The organism is Aeromonas media (assembly GCF_000819985.1).
GTDB classification, from domain to species: Bacteria; Pseudomonadota; Gammaproteobacteria; order Enterobacterales; family Aeromonadaceae; genus Aeromonas; species Aeromonas media.
The window spans coordinates 47,496-69,229 of the sequence record NZ_CDBZ01000179.1 but is presented as its reverse complement, the minus strand read 5'-3'; the positions used below and the strand labels follow the sequence as shown (position 1 = coordinate 69,229).

General features: G+C 63.4%; 19 protein-coding genes, 1 pseudogene and 1 riboswitch. Of the genes and pseudogenes, 15 read left to right on the top strand and 5 right to left on the bottom strand.

Annotated elements, in window-relative coordinates; genetic code table 11:
- Positions 1 to 257: 257 nt before the first annotated feature.
- The 6 genes from BN1127_RS15530 to cbl all read left to right on the top strand — a co-directional run bounded on the left by BN1127_RS15530 (position 258) and on the right by cbl (position 6,088).
- Positions 258 to 1,259 (top strand): sulfate ABC transporter substrate-binding protein, encoded by a 1,002-nt coding sequence (locus BN1127_RS15530; RefSeq protein WP_042650012.1) that lies wholly within the window; start codon positions 258 to 260, stop codon positions 1,257 to 1,259.
- 38 nt (positions 1,260 to 1,297) lie between these two features.
- Positions 1,298 to 1,873, top strand: coding sequence for an RBBP9/YdeN family alpha/beta hydrolase (locus tag BN1127_RS15525; RefSeq protein WP_042650011.1), 576 nt, complete (start codon positions 1,298 to 1,300; stop codon positions 1,871 to 1,873).
- A gap of 279 nt (positions 1,874 to 2,152) precedes the next feature.
- Positions 2,153 to 2,992, top strand: coding sequence for a sulfate ABC transporter permease subunit CysT (gene cysT, locus BN1127_RS15520; protein WP_005332419.1), 840 nt, complete (start codon positions 2,153 to 2,155; stop codon positions 2,990 to 2,992).
- Entirely contained in the window at positions 2,989 to 3,882 is an 894-nt protein-coding gene (cysW, locus tag BN1127_RS15515) for a sulfate ABC transporter permease subunit CysW (protein WP_005332418.1), read from the top strand. Before cysT ends, cysW begins: the two co-directional genes overlap by 4 nt.
- 74 nt (positions 3,883 to 3,956) lie before the next feature.
- Entirely contained in the window at positions 3,957 to 5,024 is a 1,068-nt protein-coding gene (locus BN1127_RS15510) for a sulfate/molybdate ABC transporter ATP-binding protein (RefSeq protein WP_005332405.1), read from the top strand.
- Between the two features lie 116 nt (positions 5,025 to 5,140).
- A complete protein-coding gene (gene cbl / locus BN1127_RS15505; protein ID WP_005332399.1) occupies positions 5,141 to 6,088 on the top strand; it encodes an HTH-type transcriptional regulator Cbl in 948 nt (315 codons plus the stop codon).
- Positions 6,089 to 6,177: 89 nt separating this feature from the next.
- Here cbl and BN1127_RS15500 read toward each other — a convergent pair whose 3' ends face one another.
- From BN1127_RS15500 to BN1127_RS15490, 3 genes are all read right to left on the bottom strand, one after another.
- Positions 6,178 to 6,708 carry a cytochrome b gene (locus BN1127_RS15500; protein WP_042650010.1) on the bottom strand — a complete coding sequence of 177 codons (531 nt, stop codon included), beginning with the start codon at positions 6,706 to 6,708 and terminating at the stop codon, positions 6,178 to 6,180.
- Between the two features lie 99 nt (positions 6,709 to 6,807).
- Positions 6,808 to 8,232: an N-acetylglucosamine-binding protein GbpA gene (gene gbpA / locus BN1127_RS15495; protein ID WP_005332396.1), complete on the bottom strand. Its 1,425-nt coding sequence runs from the start codon at positions 8,230 to 8,232 to the stop codon at positions 6,808 to 6,810.
- A 65-nt stretch (positions 8,233 to 8,297) separates the two neighbouring features.
- Positions 8,298 to 8,383, bottom strand: a riboswitch (cyclic di-GMP riboswitch).
- Positions 8,384 to 8,645: 262 nt separating this feature from the next.
- Positions 8,646 to 10,340: a methyl-accepting chemotaxis protein gene (locus tag BN1127_RS15490; protein WP_005332393.1), complete on the bottom strand. Its 1,695-nt coding sequence runs from the start codon at positions 10,338 to 10,340 to the stop codon at positions 8,646 to 8,648.
- Between the two features lie 293 nt (positions 10,341 to 10,633).
- On the opposite strand from BN1127_RS15490, the gene BN1127_RS15485 reads away from it, so the two are divergent.
- The 7 genes from BN1127_RS15485 to BN1127_RS15455 all read left to right on the top strand — a co-directional run bounded on the left by BN1127_RS15485 (position 10,634) and on the right by BN1127_RS15455 (position 17,439).
- On the top strand, positions 10,634 to 12,484 hold the full coding sequence (locus tag BN1127_RS15485; protein ID WP_041206758.1) for a M3 family metallopeptidase: 1,851 nt from the start codon (positions 10,634 to 10,636) through the stop codon (positions 12,482 to 12,484).
- 345 nt (positions 12,485 to 12,829) lie between these two features.
- Positions 12,830 to 13,285 carry a L,D-transpeptidase family protein gene (locus tag BN1127_RS15480; RefSeq protein ID WP_005332639.1) on the top strand — a complete coding sequence of 152 codons (456 nt, stop codon included), beginning with the start codon at positions 12,830 to 12,832 and terminating at the stop codon, positions 13,283 to 13,285.
- A 120-nt stretch (positions 13,286 to 13,405) separates the two neighbouring features.
- On the top strand, positions 13,406 to 14,119 hold the full coding sequence (locus tag BN1127_RS15475; protein WP_041206756.1) for an AzlC family ABC transporter permease: 714 nt from the start codon (positions 13,406 to 13,408) through the stop codon (positions 14,117 to 14,119).
- 2 nt (positions 14,120 to 14,121) lie between these two features.
- Positions 14,122 to 14,463: an AzlD domain-containing protein gene (locus tag BN1127_RS15470; protein WP_005332636.1), complete on the top strand. Its 342-nt coding sequence runs from the start codon at positions 14,122 to 14,124 to the stop codon at positions 14,461 to 14,463.
- 115 nt (positions 14,464 to 14,578) lie between these two features.
- On the top strand, positions 14,579 to 16,105 hold the full coding sequence (locus BN1127_RS15465; RefSeq protein ID WP_005332633.1) for a YjjI family glycine radical enzyme: 1,527 nt from the start codon (positions 14,579 to 14,581) through the stop codon (positions 16,103 to 16,105).
- Positions 16,095 to 16,997: a YjjW family glycine radical enzyme activase gene (locus BN1127_RS15460; protein ID WP_042650009.1), complete on the top strand. Its 903-nt coding sequence runs from the start codon at positions 16,095 to 16,097 to the stop codon at positions 16,995 to 16,997. Before BN1127_RS15465 ends, BN1127_RS15460 begins: the two co-directional genes overlap by 11 nt.
- 118 nt (positions 16,998 to 17,115) lie before the next feature.
- Entirely contained in the window at positions 17,116 to 17,439 is a 324-nt protein-coding gene (locus BN1127_RS15455; protein WP_005332629.1) for a DUF1820 family protein, read from the top strand.
- 12 nt (positions 17,440 to 17,451) lie between these two features.
- On the opposite strand, the gene BN1127_RS15450 is transcribed toward BN1127_RS15455, so the two are convergent.
- Both BN1127_RS15450 and BN1127_RS15445 read right to left on the bottom strand, forming a co-directional pair.
- Positions 17,452 to 18,378, bottom strand: a complete 927-nt coding sequence (locus tag BN1127_RS15450) for a LysR family transcriptional regulator (protein WP_041206754.1) — start codon at positions 18,376 to 18,378, stop codon at positions 17,452 to 17,454.
- 115 nt (positions 18,379 to 18,493) lie between these two features.
- The gene (locus BN1127_RS15445) at positions 18,494 to 19,690 is read right to left on the bottom strand and encodes an amino acid aminotransferase (RefSeq protein WP_005332625.1); all 1,197 of its coding nucleotides are present in this window, start codon (positions 19,688 to 19,690) and stop codon (positions 18,494 to 18,496) included.
- 394 nt (positions 19,691 to 20,084) lie between these two features.
- Here BN1127_RS15445 and bcsG (BN1127_RS22870) point away from each other — a divergent pair.
- Positions 20,085 to 20,303: pseudogene (bcsG, locus tag BN1127_RS22870) on the top strand (cellulose biosynthesis protein BcsG); the annotation flags it as partial.
- 79 nt (positions 20,304 to 20,382) lie between these two features.
- Positions 20,383 to 21,732 carry a cellulose biosynthesis protein BcsG gene (gene bcsG, locus BN1127_RS15440; protein ID WP_306821164.1) on the top strand — a complete coding sequence of 450 codons (1,350 nt, stop codon included), beginning with the start codon at positions 20,383 to 20,385 and terminating at the stop codon, positions 21,730 to 21,732.
- The last annotated feature ends 2 nt before the right edge of the window (positions 21,733 to 21,734 follow it).

The following is a 21,734-nucleotide window of genomic DNA, read 5'->3' as shown; positions in this document are numbered from 1 at the left end:
CCTCACGGGAAGGCCTTTTTGCTATGCGCCTTCAGCAAGCCCGGTCAACAGACTGGGCTTTTTCGTGCCTGTAATCTGATGTTGATGAGGGGCGAGTTGGGCGATCAGGGGTATCGGGGAGCTGGTTCGCAGCAGTGAGTATGCGTTGGCGGTTGGCCTAATATGCGTAAAAGAGATAAGCAAAGCGCTTTTTCTTTCTTCCTGATATATGTGGAAGGCGGCATTCTGTACTCAACCCAACGATATGGAGTATCACCATGAAATTGCGAATGACCGCCCTGACCCTGCTCTCTCTGCTGGCACTCGGCCAGGCCAATGCGGCCGAGGTGCGCCTGCTCAACGTCTCTTATGACCCGACCCGCGAGCTGTTCCAGGAATACAACAGCGCCTTTGCCAAGGAGTGGAAGGCCAAGACGGGTGATGATGTGGTGGTGAGCCAGTCACACGGTGGCTCCGGCAAGCAGGCCCGTGCCGTGGTGGACGGCCTGGAGGCGGACGTGGTGTCCCTGGCGCTGGCCTATGATGTCGATGCCGTGGCCAAGGCGGGTCTTACCGCCAGCGATTGGGAGGGGCGCCTTGCCAACAATGCGTCTCCCTATACCTCCACCATCGTCTTCCTGGTGCGCAAGGGCAACCCCAAGCAGATCAAGGACTGGGGCGATCTGGTTCGCAAGGATGTCGCCATCGTGACCCCCAACCCCAAGACCTCCGGCGGTGCGCGCTGGAATTACCTGGCTGCCTGGGGCTATGCCCTGAAGAAGAGCGGCACTGAAGAGGGTGCCAGGCAGTTTGTCGGCGATCTGTTCAAGAACGTGAAGGTGCTGGATTCCGGCGCCCGGGGTGCCACCACCAGCTTCATCGAGCGGGGCCTCGGCGACGTCTTGCTGGCCTGGGAGAACGAAGCCCTGCTGGTGCTGAATCAGCCGGGGACCAGCGACAAGTTCGAGCTCGTGGTGCCCTCGGTCTCCATCCTGGCCGAACCCCCGGTTGCCGTGGTGGACAAGGTAGCCAAGAAGCACGGCACCGAAGCGGTCGCCAAGGGCTATCTTGACTACCTCTATTCCGACGAGGGGCAGCGGATCATCGCCAGGTACCATTATCGCCCGAGCAACCCGGCGATCCTCAAGGAGACAGCGGCCCAGTTCCCGCAGCTGGCGCTCTTTACCGTCAAGGATCTGGAAGGGGATTGGGACAAGGCACAGAAGAAGCACTTCGCCCAGGGCGGGCTGTTCGACCAGATTTACCAACCGGGCCGCTAACGTGACTGGTCCCTGTGACAACAGATAGGAGCACCATGATGAACAAGATCCTTCTGGTTCCCGGTCTGCACAACAGTGGGCCGGATCACTGGCAGAGTCGCTGGCACCAGCAATTTCCCCAGTGGCAGCGGATGCTGGGTCTGCCCTGGGACAAGCCCGACCTCACGGTCTGGAGCGCCAAGCTGGCGAGCAAGCTCAGAAGCCGCCGCAGCCGGGTCCACCTGGTGGCCCACTCCTTCGGCGCTTTGACGGCGATTGCCGCCGCCCGGCTGCAACCGGACAAGGTCTCCTCCATCCTGATAGTGGCACCTGCGGACCCGGCCCGCTTCGGTATCCCGGATGAGGCGCTGGCGGGGTCCATCAAAGTGTCCGCCCAGCTTATCGCCAGCCGTAACGATCCCTGGATGAGCTTCGAACGTGCCGAGTATTGGAGTCGCCAGTGGCAGGTGCCGCTGTTCGACGCCGGCGAGGTGGGCCACATCAATGCCCAGTCCGGTCATGGGGAGTGGAGTCAGGGGCTCAACCTGCTGAACACCCTTCATCACAGGGCCGAGATGGTGGTGGATCCCGCCTCGACCGAATGGGGCAGGCGGGCTGCCCTCAGCTTCCGCTGACCCTCTGCCCATATGACAAGGAGAGTTCCCGCAAGATATCAGACAGGCTCGCCACCCTGATCCCATAGTGACTGTCTCCACAGTTCAGGTTTCACCGCTCCGTTTGTTAGGTCTTTTATTTATATAAAAGACCTTTTTTTCTATTTATCGCTCTAAAGGCCCTGGTTTGCCGTTGTTAGATAAAAAAGTGCTTAGCAAAGGCGTTATTGGTGTTTGTTGTCACTGGCGGTCGTGAGCAGAATCAGCGTATCGAAAGTATTTATAACAAACGGATGTGTTATGCGATTAAGTTCTTATTCCGTCCTCCCTGGTCTGGGGCCGACCCTGGGCTTCAGTCTGCTCTACCTGAGCATACTGGTGTTGTTGCCCCTCTCGGCACTGGTGTTGTTCGCGGTCAACAACCTGACGGCCACCGAGTTCTGGCAGGTGATAGGCTCCCCCCGGGTGCTCGCCTCCTTTCGCCTCAGCTTCGGGGCCGCCTTTGTCGCCGCCCTGCTCAACAGCCTGTTCGGGCTGATCCTGGCCTGGGTGCTGGTGCGTTACAGCTTTCCCGGTCGCCGCTTGGTGGATGCGCTCATCGACCTGCCGTTCGCCATGCCGACCGCCGTCTCCGGCATTGCCCTGTGCGCCATCTTCGCCCCCAACGGCTGGATAGGTCAGTGGGTTGCCCCCTTTGGCATCGAGCTCGCCTACAACCCCATAGGGGTGGTGATCGCCCTCACCTTCATCGGGCTGCCCTTCGTGGTGCGCACCCTGCAGCCCGTGCTTCGGGAAGCTGAGACCGAACAGGAGGAGGCCGCCGCCAGCCTGGGTGCCAATCGCTGGCAGACCTTCGCGCGAGTGTTGTGGCCGACCCTGATCCCGGCGCTGCTCACCGGCTTCGCCCTGGCGTTTGCCCGCGGGGTAGGGGAGTACGGCTCCGTCATCTTTATCGCCGGAAATTTGCCGATGGTGTCGGAAATCGCGCCGCTGATGATCATGAGCCATCTGGAGGAGTATGACTATGCCGGTGCCTCGGCCATCGCCTCCGTCATGCTGCTGATCTCGTTTGTTTTGCTGTTGATCATCAACAAGTTGCAGGCCTGGAGCTGGGCACGCATCGGAGGAAGCCGGATATGAACGCATCCAACGCAAGCCTGGATCTGGTCCTCGATGGGGCGCCTGCCACTCAGGTACGCCAGCCTGCCGTGACCCGTGAGCCCGCCTGGGTGAAGTGGCTGCTGATCAGCGTCGGGCTGGGCTGGTTCGCCGCCCTGCTGTTGCTGCCGCTGGCCACCGTCTTTATCCAGGCCCTGAGCCCAGGCCTCGCCTTCTTCTGGCATGCCATCAGCGAGCCGGATGCCCTGAGCGCCCTCGGCCTGACCGCCCTGGTGACCCTCTGCTCCGTGCCCCTCAACCTGCTGTTCGGGCTGGCGGCCGCCTGGGCCATAGCCCGTTTCCGCTTCCCGGGCCGGCAACTGCTCATCACCCTCATCGATCTGCCGTTCTCGGTCTCGCCGGTGATAGCGGGCCTGATGTTCGTGCTGATGTTCGGCAGCCGCGGCTGGTTCGGCGACTGGCTTAGCGAGCACGACATCAAGATCATCTTCGCCACCCCGGGGATCATATTGGCGACCACCTTCATTACCGTGCCCTTCGTGGTGCGCGAGCTGCTGCCCCAGATGGAGGCCCGTGGTCCGGAAGAGGAGGAAGCCGCCATCATGCTGGGGGCGAGCGGCCTGCAGATGTTCTGGCGGGTCACCCTGCCCGGTATCCGCTGGAGCCTGATGTACGGTCTGCTGCTCTGTACCGCCCGGGCGGTGGGGGAGTTTGGCGCCGTCTCCGTGGTCTCCGGCCACATTCGCGGCCAGACCAACACCCTGCCGCTGCACATCGAGATCCTCTACAACGAGTACCAGACCGGCGCCGCCTTCGCGGTGGCGAGCCTGCTGGCCCTGTTCGGGATCTTCACCCTGCTGGGGGAGACCCTGCTGGCCCGGCTGCGCGCTCAGCCCACCCAGTCCCATTGATATGGCCTGGTCTGCCTGCTGGCAGGCCAGCCCGGATAACCATGAATCCGGTTTAACGGTTTAGAGAGGCAGCCATGAGCATTCAGGTTCAACGACTCAACAAGCATTTCAATCAGTACGCGGCCCTGGCCGACATCAACCTCGATTTTCACGACGGTGAACTGGTGGCGCTGCTCGGCCCCTCCGGTTGCGGCAAGACCACACTGCTGCGGATCATCGCCGGGCTGGAGCAGGCCGACAGCGGCAACGTCATCATCCGTGGTGAGGATGCCTCGGATCTCCACGTGCGCGAGCGCAACGTCGGCTTCGTGTTCCAGCACTATGCCCTGTTCAGGCACATGACGGTGTTCGAGAACGTGGCGTTTGGCCTGCGGGTCAAGCCACGTTCCGATCGGCCGAATGAAGCCAGCATCCGCGCCCGGGTCAAGGAGCTGCTGGATCTGGTGCAGCTCAGCCACGTGGCCGAGCGCTATCCGACCCAGCTCTCCGGTGGCCAGCGCCAGCGGGTCGCCCTGGCGCGCGCCCTGGCGGTGCAGCCCAAGGTGCTGCTGCTGGACGAGCCGTTCGGCGCCCTCGATGCCCAGGTGCGCAAGGAGCTGCGCCGTTGGCTGCGGGAGCTGCACGACGAACTGCACGTCACCAGCCTGTTTGTGACCCACGATCAGGAGGAGGCGCTGGAGGTGGCGGATCGGGTGGTGCTGATGAACGCAGGGCGGGTCGAGCAGATCGGCACCCCGGCCGAGGTCTATGACCAGCCCGCCACCGCCTTCGTGCACAGCTTCCTCGGCAGCGTGAACCTGTTTCGCGGCCGGGTGGCCGGGCAGGGGCTTGGCATAGGTGAGCAGCAGTTGGGTGGCCCCATCAGCTCCCAGCTGGCACAGGGCAGTGCGGCCATCGCCTATGTGCGCCCCCACGAGCTGGAGATACTGCCGGCGGATGCACCGGGTGGCATCAGCGCCACCATCACCCGGTTGTTGCCCATGGGGCCGCGGATCCGGGTGGAGTTGCGCGGGGATGGCGAGACCAGGGGGGCTCACTACGAGGCCGAGCTGAGCAAGGAGGCCGCCCGTGCCTTCGCCCCCGGCCAGGGGGTGCGTCTGGTGGCCCGGCATGCGCAGCTCTATCCCGACTACCAGATTTGAGGGCGAGGGCCCAAGACGAGACTCCTTTCAGGCTTGCAGCCGGACTCTGATCCGGTCGCCCAATAACAGGAGGACGGTGGCAGTATCCACCGCCACTCAGCGCAGGAGGCGATGAGGTGAATTTTCAGCAATTACGTATTATCCGGGAGGCATCGCGGCGGGATTACAACCTGACCGAGGTGGCCAATGCCCTCTTCACCTCCCAGTCCGGGGTCAGCCGCCATATCCGCGAGCTGGAGGAGGAGCTGGGGCTCGCGCTCTTCATCCGTTACGGCAAGCGACTGCTCGGCATGACGGAGCCGGGCAAGGAGCTGCTGGTGATCGCCGAGCGCATCCTTGGGGATGCAGACAACATCCGCAAACTAGCCAGCACCTTCGCCAACCGTGATTCGGGGCGGCTGCTGGTAGCGACCACTCACACCCAGGCGCGCTATGCCCTGCCCCGTGTGGTGAAGGCGTTTCGCGAGCAGTTCCCCCTGGTGCAGCTGGAGCTGCGCCAGGGCAGCCCGGAGGAGATAGTGCGGCTGGTGCAGACCGGCGAGGTGGACATTGGCATCAGCAGCGAGCAGCTCGACAAGAGCGAAGGTGTGGTGGCCTTTCCCTACTACCGCTGGCACCACAATATAGTGGTGCCGGAGCAGCACCCGCTCACCGCAGAGCGGGAGCTCACCCTGGCGGCCCTGGCCCATTGGCCCATAGTGACCTATCAGGCGGGCCTGACGGGGCGGGTGCGGGTGGATGAGGCCTTCGCCGAGGCGGGGATACATCCGCAGATCCTGCTGACCGCCCAGGACTCCGACGTCATCAAGACCTATGTCGAGCTGGAGATGGGGGTGGGCATACTGGCTGACATGGCGTTCGATCCCCAGCGGGACAAGGGGCTGGTGCAGCTCGACGGCAGCCGGTTGTTTGCGCCGCACACCGCCTGGATAGGCCTCAAGCAGGGGCAGTTCCAGCACAACTTCACCTGGCAGTTCATCCAGCTCTGCAACCCCGAGCTGGCGCTGGCGGAGATCCAGGCCAGGGCCATGAGCAACGAGCCGCTGCTCGATTACCAGATCTGAATGTGGCGCATGGTCTGAAAAAACAGGGAGCCGATGGCTCCCTGTTGCTTATTCGGCTCTTCAGCCAGGCCCAGAGCCTCACTCATTGGTTAGCGCCTGCTCTGGGGACCCAACATGCGATACAGGGTGCGATCCCCCTTGATCCTGTGATGGTAGAGGGCGGCGGCCACGTGCAGCAGGACCAGCGCCGCCAGTAACAGGCAGCCGAGGCGATGCACGCCGAAGAAGAAGGCGTTGACCTCAGGTACATCGATGGGGTTGCCGACCGGGTAGAGCCAAAACAGGGAATAACCCTGCTCCAGCATCAGGAAGCCGCTCAACAGCACGATGCACATCAGGCCGTAGAGCAGGGCGTGAGCCAGCCGGGCGGCGGGATGGTGAGGCTCGGCCTTATCTTCGGGCAGGGGGGCGCGCCAGTGCCGCCAGCCCCAGCGTAGCAGGAAGAGCGGGGTGATCAGGGTCGCCATCGACATGTTCAACACCGACAGAAACTGAAACAGCCTGGGGTGGCTGTCGATCACCAGGTGCATCAGGTAGCCCGCCAGGGTGGCGTAGAGGATGACGGCGGCCATCAACCAGTGCAGCAGGCGGCTCAGGGGGTCATAGTAGTCTTTCGTCATGGGATTTTTCCGACTGGGGCCCAGGGTGCTGCAAGGCACCGGGAGCGCGGATGACAGGCACAAAAAAGAGGCCGCTCGGGCCTCTTCTGATTGAGGGGATCAGTTCACCAGGGTCCAGGCATCCTGCCAGTTGGTGCCCACACCGGGCTCATACTGGGTCGCAGTGCTTGTCCAGATGGTGCACCAGCCGCTGTAGGGGTAGGGCTTGCACTGATAGATCTTGCCATCTTTCGGCTGCAGTACCTTGGTGCCTGCCGCATAGGATTTGAGCCCCTCCGGGAAACTGTACTGGTAGTCACCGCCGCTGGCCGGATCCTTGAACATCAGATCCACGGTCTGCTGCAGGGGGGCGCCGCCCGCCTTCGGCTTGCCCTCGATCACCAGTTGGTGGTGACCGGCGCTCAGACCGCTGACCTCCATGGTGAAGCTCTGGCTGCTGTCCTTGATGTCGGCACTGGTTTGACCCTTGGCGGCGCCACCGTGGTCATACAGGGTGTTGGTGACCGCGAGATCCCCCTCGGCCGTGACGGTGAAGTTGAGGGTGACCTTGCCGTTGTCGAGCAGGTATTCGTTCTCCAGCCCGCTCACGCTGATGCCGTCATTCACCGGGGGTTGCTGCTGCTCGAGCTGGACCTCGACCCGCTGCAGGTTGCTGCCCGCCTTCAGGTAGACGGGATTCTGGCCGTAGACCGGGTTGAACTGGCCATCGGAGCCTTGCTGACCAGCGCGGATCTGGCTCTGCTCGGCGTTGATCTTGGCGGCCAGATCGTGGGCCCAGTTGTTCTTTTGACCCTGCTCGGCGGAACCTATGGTCAGCACTGTCTGCAGATCGGTGCGCTCGCCGTTGGCGTCGAATACCCGGGTCTTGGCCTTGTCGCCGGCAACCAGATCGGTGGAGGGGTAGATGGTCCCGCCCTGGCTCCAGGTCAGCGGTGGCTGGGTGCCGCCGTCGAACTGGACATCGATCAGGTTGTAGAAGCTGTTGGCGGTATCTCCCACTTCCCAGACGCCGAGGATGACCTGATGACCGGTGCGCGCCGGCAGGGTGCACTGATGGGTGACCTGTTTGGGCGGTTGCACCATGCCCCCGTCGATGACACAGAACGGATTGAGATCGAAGGAGTCCCTGGTCAGCGGCTGGTTCGGATTCCACTCCTGCTTGGTGAGGTAGTAGCGCCAGTTGCGGGTGACATGGTTGGCGGTGAAGGTCCAGCCGATGGCGAAGGGGCCGGCCTGCACCTGTCGCTTGGTCCAGCGATCGCTGGTCTGGGCGTTGAGCTCAGCGAATTGTGGATGACCGGCCGAGGCGATCTGGCCGTCGGCGGGGCCGCCATTGGGGAAGCCGGACGGCGCCTCCAGGCTCTGTGGCTCCCATTGAATGGCGCCGCACTGGCTGTTGCCGCCGGTCTTGCACAGATAGTTGCGCCCTTCCGGCTGGCTGATGTAGCCGTGGGCGAGCGCGCCGCCGCTGGCGAGCAACGCCAGCGCGGTGGCCACATGATTGAGTTTGATTTTTGCTGCCATACATTCCTCTGTTCGGTGATGTGGGCAGTCAAGTTGGCAGGGGAATTCCCCGTGACACACCTGAGTGTGGCAACCCCGCTATCCTGGACGACATGTCTTTAGACCGGAGGCTTTGCGTCCTGGCCTTTCAACCAGTTTGCCAAATGACTACATAAAGGGTCAGGGTGTCGCCTTTGATGACGACACAGTCATGATGGCTTTTTTTGATTAAATTATTAAGTATAAATCTTTGCAACTTGATCTCATTGGAGTAGAGCAATAACTTAACTCATTGTTTTTAAATTTATATTTAATCCATCAAGTTGGGGTTAGTTCGCCCATTCTGTTGAAAAGATGCGAGGTCGTGACATTTTTCATTGATGAAAAAATCCCCTGTCGGCGGGGCCGGCAGGGAATGGGACTGTGTCAGGTGGTCAGTGGTGCGGGTACTGGTCTGTGCGGCGGGAGGGCGAGGGGCGCGGAGCCTGACCGGGCGACAGATCCCGGGAGAGGCCATTGCCGAGCCTGAACACCGCCAGCCGCTCGTCCAGGCTGCGGGAGAGTCCGGCCAGCAGCTCGCTCTCCCGGGCCAGCTGGGATGCGGCCTGGGACATCTCCAGGGCCGAGTCATTGATGCCGCTGACGTTGCGGTTCATGTCCTCGGCCACCATGCTCTGCTGCTCCGCCGCAGTGGCGATCTGGGTCGCCATGTCGCTCACGTGCTGGATGTGATTGACGATGAGGGAGAGATCCTGCCCCGCCTTCTCGGACTGGCCGACGCTGCTCTCCGCCAGCTTGCGGCTGGCGTCCATGGCGCTGGCAGCGGTCATCGCCCGCTGCTGCAACTGGGTGATGGTGCTCTGGATCTCCTCGGTGGAGTGGCGGGTGCGGCTGGCCAGCTGGCGCACCTCGTCGGCCACCACGGCGAAGCCGCGACCCTGCTCGCCAGCGCGGGCCGCCTCGATGGCGGCGTTGAGGGCCAGCAGATTGGTCTGATCCGAGATGGCGCTGATGACGGCCGTCACCTCGCCTATCTGCATCACCCCCTCCTTGAGCCGATTGACCTGATGGGTGGCCTGCTCCACCTCGGTGGCGAGTGCCTGGATGCCGTGCACGCTGGCGTGGACGTCTTTGTTGCCGAGTCCGGCCTCGCTGGTGGCGTCCTGGGTGTCGCGGGCCGTGTTCTCGGCGTGACCCGCCACGTCCGAGATGGTGGCGCTCATCTCGTTCATGGCGGTGGCGAGCTGGGCCAGCTGATCCCGCTGGTTGTTGACCGCCTGATTGGTCTGCTCGGCGGAGGCGGCGATGCGCAGGGCGGCATCCGCCACGTTGCGAGCCCCCTGGCTGGCTTCCAGCAGGGCGTGACGAATGGCGTCCAGTCCCTGATTGGTGCTGGTGGCGACGGCCCCCAGCTCATCCTTGCCATGCACCGGGATGCTCACCACCAGATCGCCGGCTGCCACCTGGGCCATGGCCCCCTTGATCTCGGCCAGTGGCTTGACGATGGAGCGGCTGATGGCCACCCCCAGCCATCCCATCAGCAGGATCACCAGCAGGGTGGCCCCTCCCATCAGCTCATACTGGGACCAGATGGTGGCCTCGATGTCTTGCAGCAAGAGACCGGAGCCCAGGATCCAGCCCCAGGGCTGGTAGCCGGCCACCAGTGACATCTTCTGGGCCACCTCGCCGGAGGGGGAGATCCATTGGTATTCAAGACGACCCTGATGGCCTCCCTTGCCCAGATCCACCATGCGTTGCCAGTGGGCATCGGCGGGGGCGGCGTCGGGCGCGCCCATCTGCTGGCCGACCAGCTCGGGCTTGGCGGGATGCACCACCACACGGCGATTCTCATCCAGTACGAACAGATAGTTGTCGCCATCGAAGCGCATGCTGTCGAGCATGGCCTTGGCCTCGGCCTGCGCCTCTGGGGCGGGCAGGGTGGCGGCGAGGGTCTGGATCCGGCTCATGGCGAGATCCAGCACCGCCTGTAATCGGGCTTCCCGCTCACTCATCAGGTTGCGATGCAGGGCACTGGCCGAGATGAGCAGCAGTGCGATGAAGCCGACCAGCGCCACCGAGAGCAGCAGCATCAGTTTGCGACTCACGGCGATATCACCGAGCTTGAACATAGTCTTTTCCTTCTTTCCCGTGCGGATATGGTGAGGGCCGGTCAGTTGGCTGGCCTCGATTGTTTTTGGTTAACATTTATTTAACTTTCAATGGGTTGTGATGATTGACCACCAATTGAGTTTTTTGGCAACCAGTATAGCCAGCAGACAGGGACCCTCGCTTTTGATAGCGTGGTCTGGCGCATCCCGGCGCACCATTTGCCGGCCCTATTTGCAGGAAGTGTGAATGAGTTGGCATTTCACCAAAAAGGAGTGGGCACCCCTGTGGGTGACCCCATAACAAGAGGGAATTTATGAGTTCCATTGCCAGGAATTACTTGAACCAGCTCAACGCCGACTACCTGAGGGTACACAGGCGCAAGGAGGATCTGTTCTGGTCCACCTACATGGGTACCAGCGACGATCAGGCCGGTTTCACCGCCGCCGAGCAGGCCTACAAGGCGTTCTGCGCCGATCCGGCCAGGCTGCCCGCATTGCGGGAGATGCAGGCCCAGGCCGAGGAGCCCGCTCTCAGGCGCGGCCTGGCGGGCTGGGTGGCTTTCTTCGAGTGCAACGTCATCGAGGAGCCGGCCGCCGCCGCCCTGATGGACGAGCTGGTGGTCGCCGAGGCGGATCTCTTTGCCCGCCGCAAGGGGTTGAAGCTGACTTTGCTGGACGAGCAGGGCCGCCAGGTGGCCGGCAGTCTGCCCGCCGCCAGCACGGCGCTGGCCGCAAGTAGCGACGAGGCGGTGCGCCAGAGTGCGCTCGCCATGTTCCACACCCTGGAGCAGTGGGTGGTCGGCAACGGCTTCCTCGAGGTGGTGGCCCTGCGCAACCGCTTCGCCCGGGCCATGGGTTATCGGGACTACTTCGACTACAAGGTGCACAAGAACGAGCAGATGAGCCCGGAGCAGCTGTTCGCCGTGCTCGATGACTTTATCAGCCGCACCGAGCAGCGGGTACACCAGAGCCTGGCGGAGCTGAAAGCCGCCAAGGGAGAAGCGGCCCTGCTGCCCCACAACCTGCGCTACAGCGTGAGTGGCGACGTGACCCGCCAGCTCGACCCCTACGTGCCCTTCTCCCGGGCGCTGCAGGATTGGGTCGAGAGCTTCCGCCGCCTCGGCATCCAGTATCGCGGTGCCACCCTCACCCTGGATCTGCTGACCCGGGAGGGGAAATACGAGAACGGTTTCTGCCACGGCCCGGTGCCGAGCTTCTGGCAGGAGGGGGAGTGGGTCCCGGCGGTGGTCAACTTCACTAGCCTGGCGGATCCGGCCCAGGTGGGCAGCGGCTGGAGCGGCCTCAACACCCTGTTCCACGAGGGAGGCCACGCGGCGCACTTTGCCAATGTCACCGGCAACGCCCCCTGCTTCTCCCAGGAGTTTCCCCCCACTTCCATGGCCTATGCCGAGACCCAGTCCATGTTCTGCGACAGCCTGCTGGACGACGCGGACTGGCTCAAGCGCTATGCCAGGAATGGGGAGGGGGAGGCGATTCCCGACGAGCTCATCAAGGCGATGATCGAGGCGCGCCAGCCGTTTCGCGCCTTCAACGAGCGCCAGATTGCGCTGGTGGCCTACTTCGAGCGGGATCTCTACGCCATGGCAGACAGTGAGCGCACTCCCGAGGCGGTGCTGGCGCTGGCCCGGCGCTGGGAGCTCACCATCCTGGGTGTGGAGAGCCCGCGCCCGCTGCTGGCGATCCCGCACCTGCTCAACCAGGAGTCGGCCTGCGCCTATCACGGCTACCTGCTGGCGCTGATGGCGGTGGAGCAGACCCGTGCCTACTTCCTGGGGCGCGACGGCTACCTCACCGACAACCCGCGCATCGGGCCGGATCTGGCCGCCCATTACTGGGGGCCGGGCAACGGCATGACCCATGACGAGACGCTACGCAGCCTCACTGGCGAAGGCTTCAGTGCCGTTCCCCTAGCCGAGGCGTGCAACCAGAGTGTGGCGCAGGCGTGGGCGACGGCCGCAGCCTGCATGGCGGCGGCGCGCCAGCGCCCACCGGCCGGAGAGGGGACGCCCCTCGACGCCCACATCCGAGTGATGCACGGCGCCGAGCTGATTGCCGACAACCGCGAGTCGGAGGGCCGCATGCTGGCCGACTTCGAGACCTGGATCCGCCAGCATTATCAGCGTGAGTCCGCCGCCGCCCTGTGAGGCGCTCCTCCACCATCAAGCCCTGCCCCTCGGCAGGGCTTGTTCATTTCAGCAGGAAGCAAGCTTGGTCAGGTGGGGCGGGATCTTTGCCGCGGCGCAAGATGTGCCTGTTTTTTGCGCCATCTATCTGTTTTGACTATTAATTATGGTGATGCGCAGAGGCTTTGGCTGAGCGCTGGCGAGGCGGGTCACAGATATGTTTCTCTGGATATATTGAGTATTCACGGCGATCCCATATCATGGCGCTCGCTCGCCGCCAGAGAGTGGCGACATTCAGATGATTAGCTAAATACAAAGCCCTGAAGGCTTGTCGAGGGATGGAAATTGAGAGCCGTATTGTTGTGTTTGCTGGGGCTGTGGCCCGCATTGAGTTTTGCCACTCTGTCCGCCGACATGGTGGTGGTCAAGAAGTCGAGTTATAGCCTGACCCTGATGAAGGATGGCAAGCCGGTCAAACGCTATTGGGTCGCCCTGGGTCCGGCTCCCAAGGGGCACAAGCTGCAGGAAGGGGATCAGCGTACCCCGGAAGGGCGCTACACCCTCGACTACAAGAAGAGCAATTCCGGCTTCTACAAGGCTATCCACATCAACTACCCGAATCTGGACGACATCAAGCGTGCCAATGAGCTGGGAGTGCGCCCGGGCGGCATGATCATGATCCACGGTCAGCTCAACCGTATGGGGGATCGCAGGGTGCAGCCGTCCAACTGGACCAATGGTTGCATCGCCGTGCTCAACCACGAGATGGACGAGATCTGGAACGCCGTCGAGCCCGGCACCCCCATCATCATCGAGCCCTGATCCTCGCCCCTCACGCCCGCTGCCCAGCGGGCGTTTTATTTCCTCCCTGGATGGCGTGACAGTCCATCCCGCACCGTGCTAGTTTTTCCGGTTCGCGTTGGCAGTCACAAGGATGATCCCATGATGTCAGGAACGAGCCTCCCCGTGCCCGAGCGCACGGGTGTGCTCTGGTGGCGCGCCACCCTGGATATTCTCCCACTCTCCATTTCCGTGATCCCCTGGGGGATACTGTGTGGCGCCCTGGCGTTGCAGGCGGGCCTGAGCCCGGTGCAGGCCCAGCTGATGTCGCTGCTGGTCTATGCAGGTGCCGCCCAGCTCTCGGCCACCACCTTGTTCGGGGCGGGCACTCCCCTGCTGCCCATCATGGGTTCCACCATGGTCATCACCTCCCAGCATCTGCTCTACGGCTTCACCTTCCGCCGGGACGTGCTGCCGCTCTCTCTGCGCTGGCGCGCCAGCCTCGCCTTCTTCCTGACCGACGAGATGTTCGCGGTGGCACTGAAAGACAGGGAGCGCCACGGCGTCTTCAACCCCGCCTATGCCCTGATCGCGGGCTTCGTGTTCTACCTGTTCTGGAACCTGGCGACCCTGCTCGGCATCGCCGCCGGCCAGTACATCGAGGGGCTGGACAAGATGGGGCTGGACTTTGCCATCGCCGCCACCTTCATCGCCATGACGATCCCCGCCATGAAGAACCTGCCCATGGTGGCGGCGACTGTGGTGAGCGGCGGCACAGCACTGCTCACCAAGCCGCTGCTGGCGGAGATCCACATCATCATCTCGGCCCTGGCCGGCATGGTGGTGGGCTATGTATTGCACCGGATGAGGAGATAACCATGGGCTGGCTGATGATTGGCCTGCTGGCCCTGATCACCTTTTTCAACCGCTTCGCCTTCTTCTCGCGGCTGACCCGCTATCAGCCCGGTGCCGAGATGGGGGCCTTCCTCAGCTTCTCGGCCCAGTCGGTGCTGACCGCCATCTGGCTGCCCATCGTCTTCAGCTATGAGCCAGGCAAGGGGCTGGACTGGGATCCGGACTACCTGGCCGCCACCCTGCTGGTGACCGCGCTGACCCTGCTGCGCCTGCCGACCCTGGTGGTGGTGGTGGTCGGTATGGGGTGCTTTTTCCTGTTGCGTTGGCAGGGGGGACTGGCGGCGCTGCTGCCCTGGTTGGGTTGAGTCGTGATCCAACATAACGGATGTCTCTATCAAACATCCGTTATGTTGTGAATGTCACTTTAAAAAAGGCCTCTCAAGTGTGAGGATTTAGGGACTGTCCGCCAAGGAGCTCCCCATGTCTTTCACCGAAACCTGTCAGCGCATAGTGCGCGACCCCCTGCTCTCACCCGCTCAGAAGAGCCATGCCCTGGCGCTCGCCGCCGAGAATGCACTGCCCTATCCCGCGCTGCCTGCCGAGGTGACCGAGGCGATGGCGCAAGGGGTGCTGTGCGACATGTTCGAGGGACATGCCCCCTACAAGCCGCGCTATGTGCTGCCGGATTACCAGAAGTTCCTGTGCCAGGGTTCCCCCTGGCTGGAGCTGGCGCCGCCACAGGATTTCGACGAGGCACTCGATGCCCTGCGCATCCTCTATCACCATGTGCCCTCCGTCACCGGCATGCCGGTTTGGTTGGGGCGCCTCGATCACCTGCTGCTGCCTTTCGTCGGGGAGCTGGACGACGAGACGCTGTATCGCAAGCTGAAAGGCTTCTGGATCTACCTGGACAGGGTGCTGCCGGATGCCTTCATGCACGTCAACATAGGCCCGGATGACAACAGGATCTGCCGCCTGATCCTGCGCATCGACGGCGAACTCAAGCAGGTGGCGCCGAACCTCAGCCTGTTTCACGATCCCGCATCGACCCCGGACAGTCTGCTGATGCAGGGGGTACAGAACATAGCCCTGTGCGGCAAGCCCCACATCGTCAACTACCCGATCCACAGGGAGACCTTCGACGAGCGGGGCTTTGGCATCGTCAGCTGCTACAACGCCCTGCCGCTCGGGGGCGGTGCCAATACCCTGGTGCGCCTCTCCCTCAAGGGAATGGCCGAGCAGAGTGCCGACCTCGAGGAGTTCATGACGCGCTGGCTGCCCCACTATTGCGAGCAGGCCTCCCGGCTCATCGAGGCAAGGGCCGCCTTCCTGCACCAGAAGTCCGGTTTCTTCGCCAGCTTCCTGGTGGAGGAGGGGCTGATCGAGGAGGCGCGTTTCGTCCCCATGTTCGGCATCTTTGGCATGGCGGAGGCGGTGAACCTGTTGATGGATAAGGCGGGGCTGCCCGGGCGCTATGGCCACGACGATGGGGCGAACCAGCTCGGCCATCGCATCTCGGCCCTGCTCTCGGCCTGGGTGGCGGCCCGGCCCCAGCCCCATGCCTGGGGCGGGCGTGCCCTGCTGCACTCCCAGGGCGGGCTCAGCCTGGACCAGGGAGTCACCCCCGGGGTGCGCATCCCTTATGGGGAGGAGCCGGATCCCGCCAGCCACCTGCTGGCCCTGGCCCCGCACCACGGCTACTACCACTCCGGGATCAGCGAGATCCTGACCCTGGATCCCACCATACGCCAGAACCCGCAGGCGCTGCTGCAGCTCTGCAAGGGGGCTTTCGCCCTCGGCATGCGCGAATTCAGCGCCAACGTGGCGGACAGCGACCTGGTGCGGGTGACCGGCTACATGATCCGCAAGAGCGACGTGGCCCGCTTCGCCGCCGAAGGGTCGCGGTTGCAGACCACCTGCCTCGGCGCCGAGGCGAGCGAGCTGACCGGGATCCGCCGGCGGGCGCCGCGAGTGGTGGGCCTTGAGGCAAGCCTGCGTGACTACTGAAGATGACAAGGGGAGGCGCACGGCGACGGTCAGTCGCTGGTTGCCCTTCTCCTGCGTGGACGGGCCGGGCAATCGGCTGGTGCTCTTCCTGCAGGGGTGTAACTTTCGCTGCCCTGGCTGCCACAACCCCCACACCATAGGGCTGTGCGATCACTGTGGCGACTGCGTGCCCGGCTGCCCGAGTGGGGCCCTGACGCTCGTCGAGGGTCGTCCTGGCGAGAGCCGAGTGCGCTGGCAGGCGTCGCTCTGCACCCACTGTGATCGCTGCCTGGATGCCTGTCCCCGCAGTGCCAGCCCCAAGACCCACCAGATGTCGGTGGCCGAGGTGCTGGCCCTGCTGCGCCGCTACGGCCCGCTGCTCACCGGCATCACCGTCTCCGGCGGCGAGGCGACCACCCAGCTGCCGTTCGTGACCGACCTGTTTACGGCCATCAAGGCCGCGCCCGACCTGACCCACCTGAGCTGCCTGCTGGACAGCAACGGATCCCTTGGTGAGGCGGGCTGGCAGCGGCTGCTGCCGGTACTCGACGGTGCCATGATCGATCTCAAGGGATGGCGCGACTCCGTGCATCATGCGCTCACCGGCCAGGGTCGGGAGCGGGTGCTGGCGTCGCTGCAACTGCTTGCACGAGTGGGCAAGCTGGCGGAATTACGGTTGCTCCATGTACCGGGGCGCACTGATTTCATCGATGCCGATGGCAAGCTGGAGGCGGGCCTGGTCAGCTTTCTGCAGAGCCTGGGGCCCGTCCCCATCCGTCTCAACGGGTTTCGCCACCACGGGGTGCACGGGGAGGCGCTGGCTTGGCAGGAGGCCGCCATGGACGAGCTGGATGGGCTGTCCAACGCATTGAAGGTGAAAGGATTTGGCCCAATCTCCCTGCCGCCATTGTGACGAGGCCGGCATGTTTTTCCTCCTGAGTCCCGATATGACGCAACTGTGATGTCTGTCTATTTGGTGTGCGGAAAGTGGCGGCTAGAATGGGAAAACCGCCCATCATCAACAGATACCCATGAGTGAAACCAACGCCTTATATCGAGTGCAGTTTATTTGTCACAACGAGCGTTACGAGGTCTATGTCAAGGAGGTGAATCAGGGCCAGCTGTTCGGCTTCATCGAGATCGCGAACTTCGTGTGGGACAACCACACGGCGCTCATCGTCGATCCCAGCCATGAGAAGCTCAAGAGTGAGTTTGCCGACGTCAACCGCACCCTGATCCCCATGCACCAGGTGCTGCGCATCGATCAGGTGCGCAAGCAGGGGGCTGCCCGCATCACGGATCTGGGCAGCAACGTTGCCTCCTTCCCGAGCCCCATCTACACCAAGAAGCCCTGAGCCGCCCGGGTACTAGGTACTCAGCTCCCGTGCGAGCTGCAGGATCCGCTGGCGGAACCAGTGCAGGGCGGGATCTTCTCCCAGGGGGCCGTACCACACCAGGCTGTGGGTCACGGCGCCGTAGTCGAACGGGACGGGCCGGCTCACCAGCCCGGACGGCCTGGCCTGCCCGGCCCAGCCGTCGATGGCGGTGAGGATGAGATCGCTCTGGCGCAGCAGGGCGGCAGCACTGCCAAAGTCCGGCAGGGTGGCACCGATCTGGCGTCGTACCTGACGCTGGGCCAGGCTCTGCTCGAAGAAGGGGTCGGCCAGCTCGCTGTCGCGAATGACGACATGGCGCCAGCTTAAGTAAGCATCCAGATCCCAGGGCCCGGCCAACGCCGGGTGATCGTCCCGCAGCAGGCAGACCAGCTTGTCTTCCCGCAACGTCTCCCATACCAGGCCAGGCTGGCTGGGCAGGGGCTGGCTCTGGTCATGGGGCAGGATCACGAAGTCGAGCTTGCCCGCTGCCAGTGCCGCCAGTCCCTGCTGATCCTTGTTCCAGATGACGGGCACCAGCCCGGGCACTTCCTGCATCAACTTCCCCAGCACGGGCCCCATGGGCCAGATCATGCTGCTTTCCCGCATCGCCAGATTCAGCTCCCCCTGCCAGCTGGCGGGGTTGAAGCCCTCCGGACTGGTGAGGCCGTTCAGCTCGCTCAGCAGCCGGCGCAGGCTGGGGCCAAGCCGCTCGGCGAACGGGGTCAGCAACAGCTGGTTGCCCTGGCGATAGAGCAGCTGATCGCCGAGCAGATCCCGCAACTGGTTGAGGGTCTTGCTGACGGTGGAGGGGGTGGTGCAGAGCCGCTCGGCGGTGCGGGTGACGCTCTGGGTATCCAGCAGCAGGTGCAGGGTCACCAGATGACGGCCGCCGAGGCGTGAGAGCGCGATGAGATCCATAAAACCTCCCGGGATGAAGCCCGTGCGGGCGAGGATGAGGGGAACGTCTGGCAGCCGGGATTGCCCCTCCAGACGGAACAAACAAAAAGCCCCGCCGAAGCGGGGCTTGCGGGGATCAGCCCTTGAGCACGGCGGCCATGGCGTCCGCCACGTAGTCGACGTTGCGGCTGTTGAGGCCCGCCACGCACATGCGACCGGAGCGCACCAGATAGACGGCGAACTCCTCACGCAGGCGATCCACCTGCTCAGGGGTGAAGCCGGTGTAGCTGAACATGCCGCGCTGGCTGATGAAGTAGCTGAAGTCGCGGCCCGGCACCTTGGCGCTCAGCACCTCGTAGAGCTTCTGGCGCATGGCCTTGATGCGGGTACGCATCTCGGTCACCTCACCGACCCACATGGCGTGCAGCTCGGGCTGGCTCATCACCGCCGCAGTGATCTGGCCGCCGTGGGTGGGGGGGCTGGAGTAGTTGCGGCGCACGGTAGCCTTCATCTGGCCCAGCACCCGGCTCGCCTCTTCGGCATCCTGGCAGATGACCGACAAGCCGCCACAGCGCTCGCCGTAGAAGGAGAGGTTCTTGGAGAAGGAGTTGCTGACGAAGAAGCTGACGCCGGCGACCACCATGGCGCGAATGGCGTAGGCATCCTCTTCCAGCCCGTCGCCGAAGCCCTGATAGGCGATGTCCATAAAGGGGATCAGGTTCTTCTCGACCACCAGTGCAATCACCTGGTCCCACTGGGCGCGGGAGAGATCCACCCCGGTCGGGTTGTGGCAGCAGGGGTGCAGCAGCACGATGCTCTTGGCCGGCAGGCTGCTCAGACAGTCGATCATGGCGTCGAACTGCACGCCGCCGGTGGCCGCATCGTAGTAGGGGTAGTCGTGCACCTTGATACCGGCCCCCTCGAACATCGCCTTGTGGTTGTCCCAGGTGGGATTGCTGACCCACACCTCGGAGGTCGGGAAGTAGCGCTTGAGCAGATCGGCGCCGATCTTCAGCGCGCCGGAGCCGCCGATGGTCTGGATGGTGGCGATGCGACCCGCCCTGACCGCCTCGTGATCGGCGCCAAACAGCAGGTGCTGCACCGCGGTGCGGTAGTTGGCGGCCCCTTCCATCGGCTGATAGGGGCGCGGCGCGGGGGCGGCGGCACGCTGTGCTTCGGCCTGCTGCACCGAGGGAAGCAGCGGAATGCGGCCCTGCTCGTCGTAATAGAGGCCGATCCCCAGGTTCACCTTCTGCTCGCGGGTATCTTTGTGGAAGGTCTCGACGAGCGTCAGTATGGGGTCGCCAGCATAGGCATCGACGTGTTCAAACATGGGGGGTCCTTGAAGTTGACTGTCCAATTTCGCCGGCCCGGGGCCGGGGCCGTTATCATGGCGTAATCTGGAAGTGGCCTCAAGTTGTTCGACATGGCAGCAAGGATGACAGTTGTTGTCGTAGCAAGAGGGCCCGGCCGCCCATGAAGAATATGCCAGCCATAAAATTAATCACCCCTTTTGGCCGCTGAGGGTGCCTTTTATAGTGTCAACTGGATAACATATACCGTGAATATGGTACTCGGGCATGAAGGTCACCCGGTTACCCGGATCTCACCTGGGGCCACCTGAGATAAGTGATTAGTTGCATAATAAATAGAGTTTTTTCTGACAACCATGGCAGTGTGCCTGGGTCCCGTTGCGGGGCCCCACTATAACGGGTGACCCATCGCCGATGACTCGAGACGTTTCTAATGCCGCTTCCCCCTGGCTGGACTGGCACGGCCTGGGTGGCTGGAATATCTATTTCCTTGCCAAGTTCGCCCTGCTCTGGGCGGGTTACCTCAATTTCCACCCCCTGATCAATCTGGTGTTTGCCGCCTTCCTGATCTTTCCCCTGCCCAGTACGGGGCTGCGGCGCATCCGGCACTGGCTGGCGCTGCCCATCGGCGCGGGGATCTTCTATCACGACACCTGGCTGCCGGGGATAGAGAGCATTCGCGCCCAGGGGGGGGCAGGTCTTCTCCTTCACCCTGGATTACTGGCTGGAGCTGCTCGGGCGCTTCATCAACTGGGAGATGGTCGGCGCCGGTTTCGTGATGCTGACCCTGTATCTGTTCATCGCCCAGTGGCTGCGCTTCACTCCCTGGATCCTGCTTGCCCTGCTCTGGTTATGGCTCTCTCCCCTGGTGGGTGATCCCTTTGCCTCCCGGGATGCGGTGGCGGCCAGCACGGTCACCTCCCCTCAATCCGGGTCCACACCACGGCAGGTGTCGATGACGGAGCAGCTGGATCAGAGCGCCCCGCCGACCAACGAGAACCTCAACACCTATCTCGACGACTTCTACCGGGAAGAGCAGGATCGTCTGGTGCGCTTCCCGAGCGCCCTGCCGGCCGACGCGACGCCATTCGATCTGCTGATCATCAACATCTGCTCCCTGGCCTGGAGCGACGTGGAGGCCAGCGGCCTGACCGAACACCCGGTCTGGCGCCATTTCGACATTCGTTTCAACCACTTCAACTCCGCGACCTCCTACAGCGGACCGAGCTCCATCCGTCTGCTGCGAGCCAGTTGCGGGCAGACCAGCCACCAGGGGCTCTATGTGACGGCCCCCAGCCAGTGCCTGCTGTTCGACAACCTGGCCCGGCTCGGTTTTGACAAGCAGATTGCCATGGATCACTCGGGGGCCTTTGGCAACTACCTGAAGGATCTGCAGCAGTACGCCGGGCTGGACATCACGCCCATGGGCAAGGAGGGGCTGGCCCATGATCTCGCCTCCTTCGATGGTGAACCCATCTATCGGGATGATGCCCTGTTCGGGCGCTGGCTGAGTGAGCGAGAGAAGAACCAGGCGGCGCGCAACATGACCTTCTTCAACCTGATCGCACTGCACGACGGCAACCGCTACGCGGCCACCCGCCAGGTAGCGCCCTACAAGGCCAGGCTCAAGACCCTGCTGGATCAGCTGGATGACTTCATGACGACGCTGGAGCAATCCGGTCGCAAGGTGGCCGTGGTGGTGGTGCCTGAGCACGGGGCCGCGCTGGCCGGCGACAGGATGCAGATGCCCGGGCTGCGGGACATTCCCAGCCCGAGCATCACTCTGGTGCCCGTCGGTGTCGCCCTGCTGGGGACCCGGGCGCAGCACGAGGCAACCCGCAACATCGACACGCCCAGCAGTTTCCTGGCGGTGTCCGAGCTGGTGTCCCGGCTGGTGGGGGGCAACGTGTTTGGCACTGACACCATCGACTGGGATGCACTGCTGAGCGGTCTGCCAGAGACCCCTTCGGTTTCGGAAAACCAGGGGGCTGTCGTGCTCGAGTATCAAAACCAGTTCCACATCAAGCTGGGGCAGGGGGATTGGGTCCCCTATCCCCAATGACA

Excerpts from the sequence above, each read along its gene's own strand:
- BN1127_RS15530 (WP_042650012.1), top strand. The coding sequence starts at position 258 with ATGAAATTGCGAATGACCGCCCTGACCCTGCTCTCTCTGCTGGCACTC.
- BN1127_RS15525 (WP_042650011.1), top strand. The coding sequence starts at position 1,298 with ATGAACAAGATCCTTCTGGTTCCCGGTCTGCACAACAGTGGGCCGGAT.
- cysT (WP_005332419.1), top strand. The coding sequence starts at position 2,153 with ATGCGATTAAGTTCTTATTCCGTCCTCCCTGGTCTGGGGCCGACCCTG.
- cysW (WP_005332418.1), top strand. The coding sequence starts at position 2,989 with ATGAACGCATCCAACGCAAGCCTGGATCTGGTCCTCGATGGGGCGCCT.
- BN1127_RS15510 (WP_005332405.1), top strand. The coding sequence starts at position 3,957 with ATGAGCATTCAGGTTCAACGACTCAACAAGCATTTCAATCAGTACGCG.
- BN1127_RS15500 (WP_042650010.1), bottom strand. The coding sequence starts at position 6,708 with ATGACGAAAGACTACTATGACCCCCTGAGCCGCCTGCTGCACTGGTTG.
- gbpA (WP_005332396.1), bottom strand. The coding sequence starts at position 8,232 with ATGGCAGCAAAAATCAAACTCAATCATGTGGCCACCGCGCTGGCGTTG.
- BN1127_RS15490 (WP_005332393.1), bottom strand. The coding sequence starts at position 10,340 with ATGTTCAAGCTCGGTGATATCGCCGTGAGTCGCAAACTGATGCTGCTG.
- BN1127_RS15485 (WP_041206758.1), top strand. The coding sequence starts at position 10,634 with ATGAGTTCCATTGCCAGGAATTACTTGAACCAGCTCAACGCCGACTAC.
- BN1127_RS15475 (WP_041206756.1), top strand. The coding sequence starts at position 13,406 with ATGATGTCAGGAACGAGCCTCCCCGTGCCCGAGCGCACGGGTGTGCTC.
- BN1127_RS15470 (WP_005332636.1), top strand. The coding sequence starts at position 14,122 with ATGGGCTGGCTGATGATTGGCCTGCTGGCCCTGATCACCTTTTTCAAC.
- BN1127_RS15465 (WP_005332633.1), top strand. The coding sequence starts at position 14,579 with ATGTCTTTCACCGAAACCTGTCAGCGCATAGTGCGCGACCCCCTGCTC.
- BN1127_RS15455 (WP_005332629.1), top strand. The coding sequence starts at position 17,116 with ATGAGTGAAACCAACGCCTTATATCGAGTGCAGTTTATTTGTCACAAC.
- BN1127_RS15450 (WP_041206754.1), bottom strand. The coding sequence starts at position 18,378 with ATGGATCTCATCGCGCTCTCACGCCTCGGCGGCCGTCATCTGGTGACC.
- BN1127_RS15445 (WP_005332625.1), bottom strand. The coding sequence starts at position 19,690 with ATGTTTGAACACGTCGATGCCTATGCTGGCGACCCCATACTGACGCTC.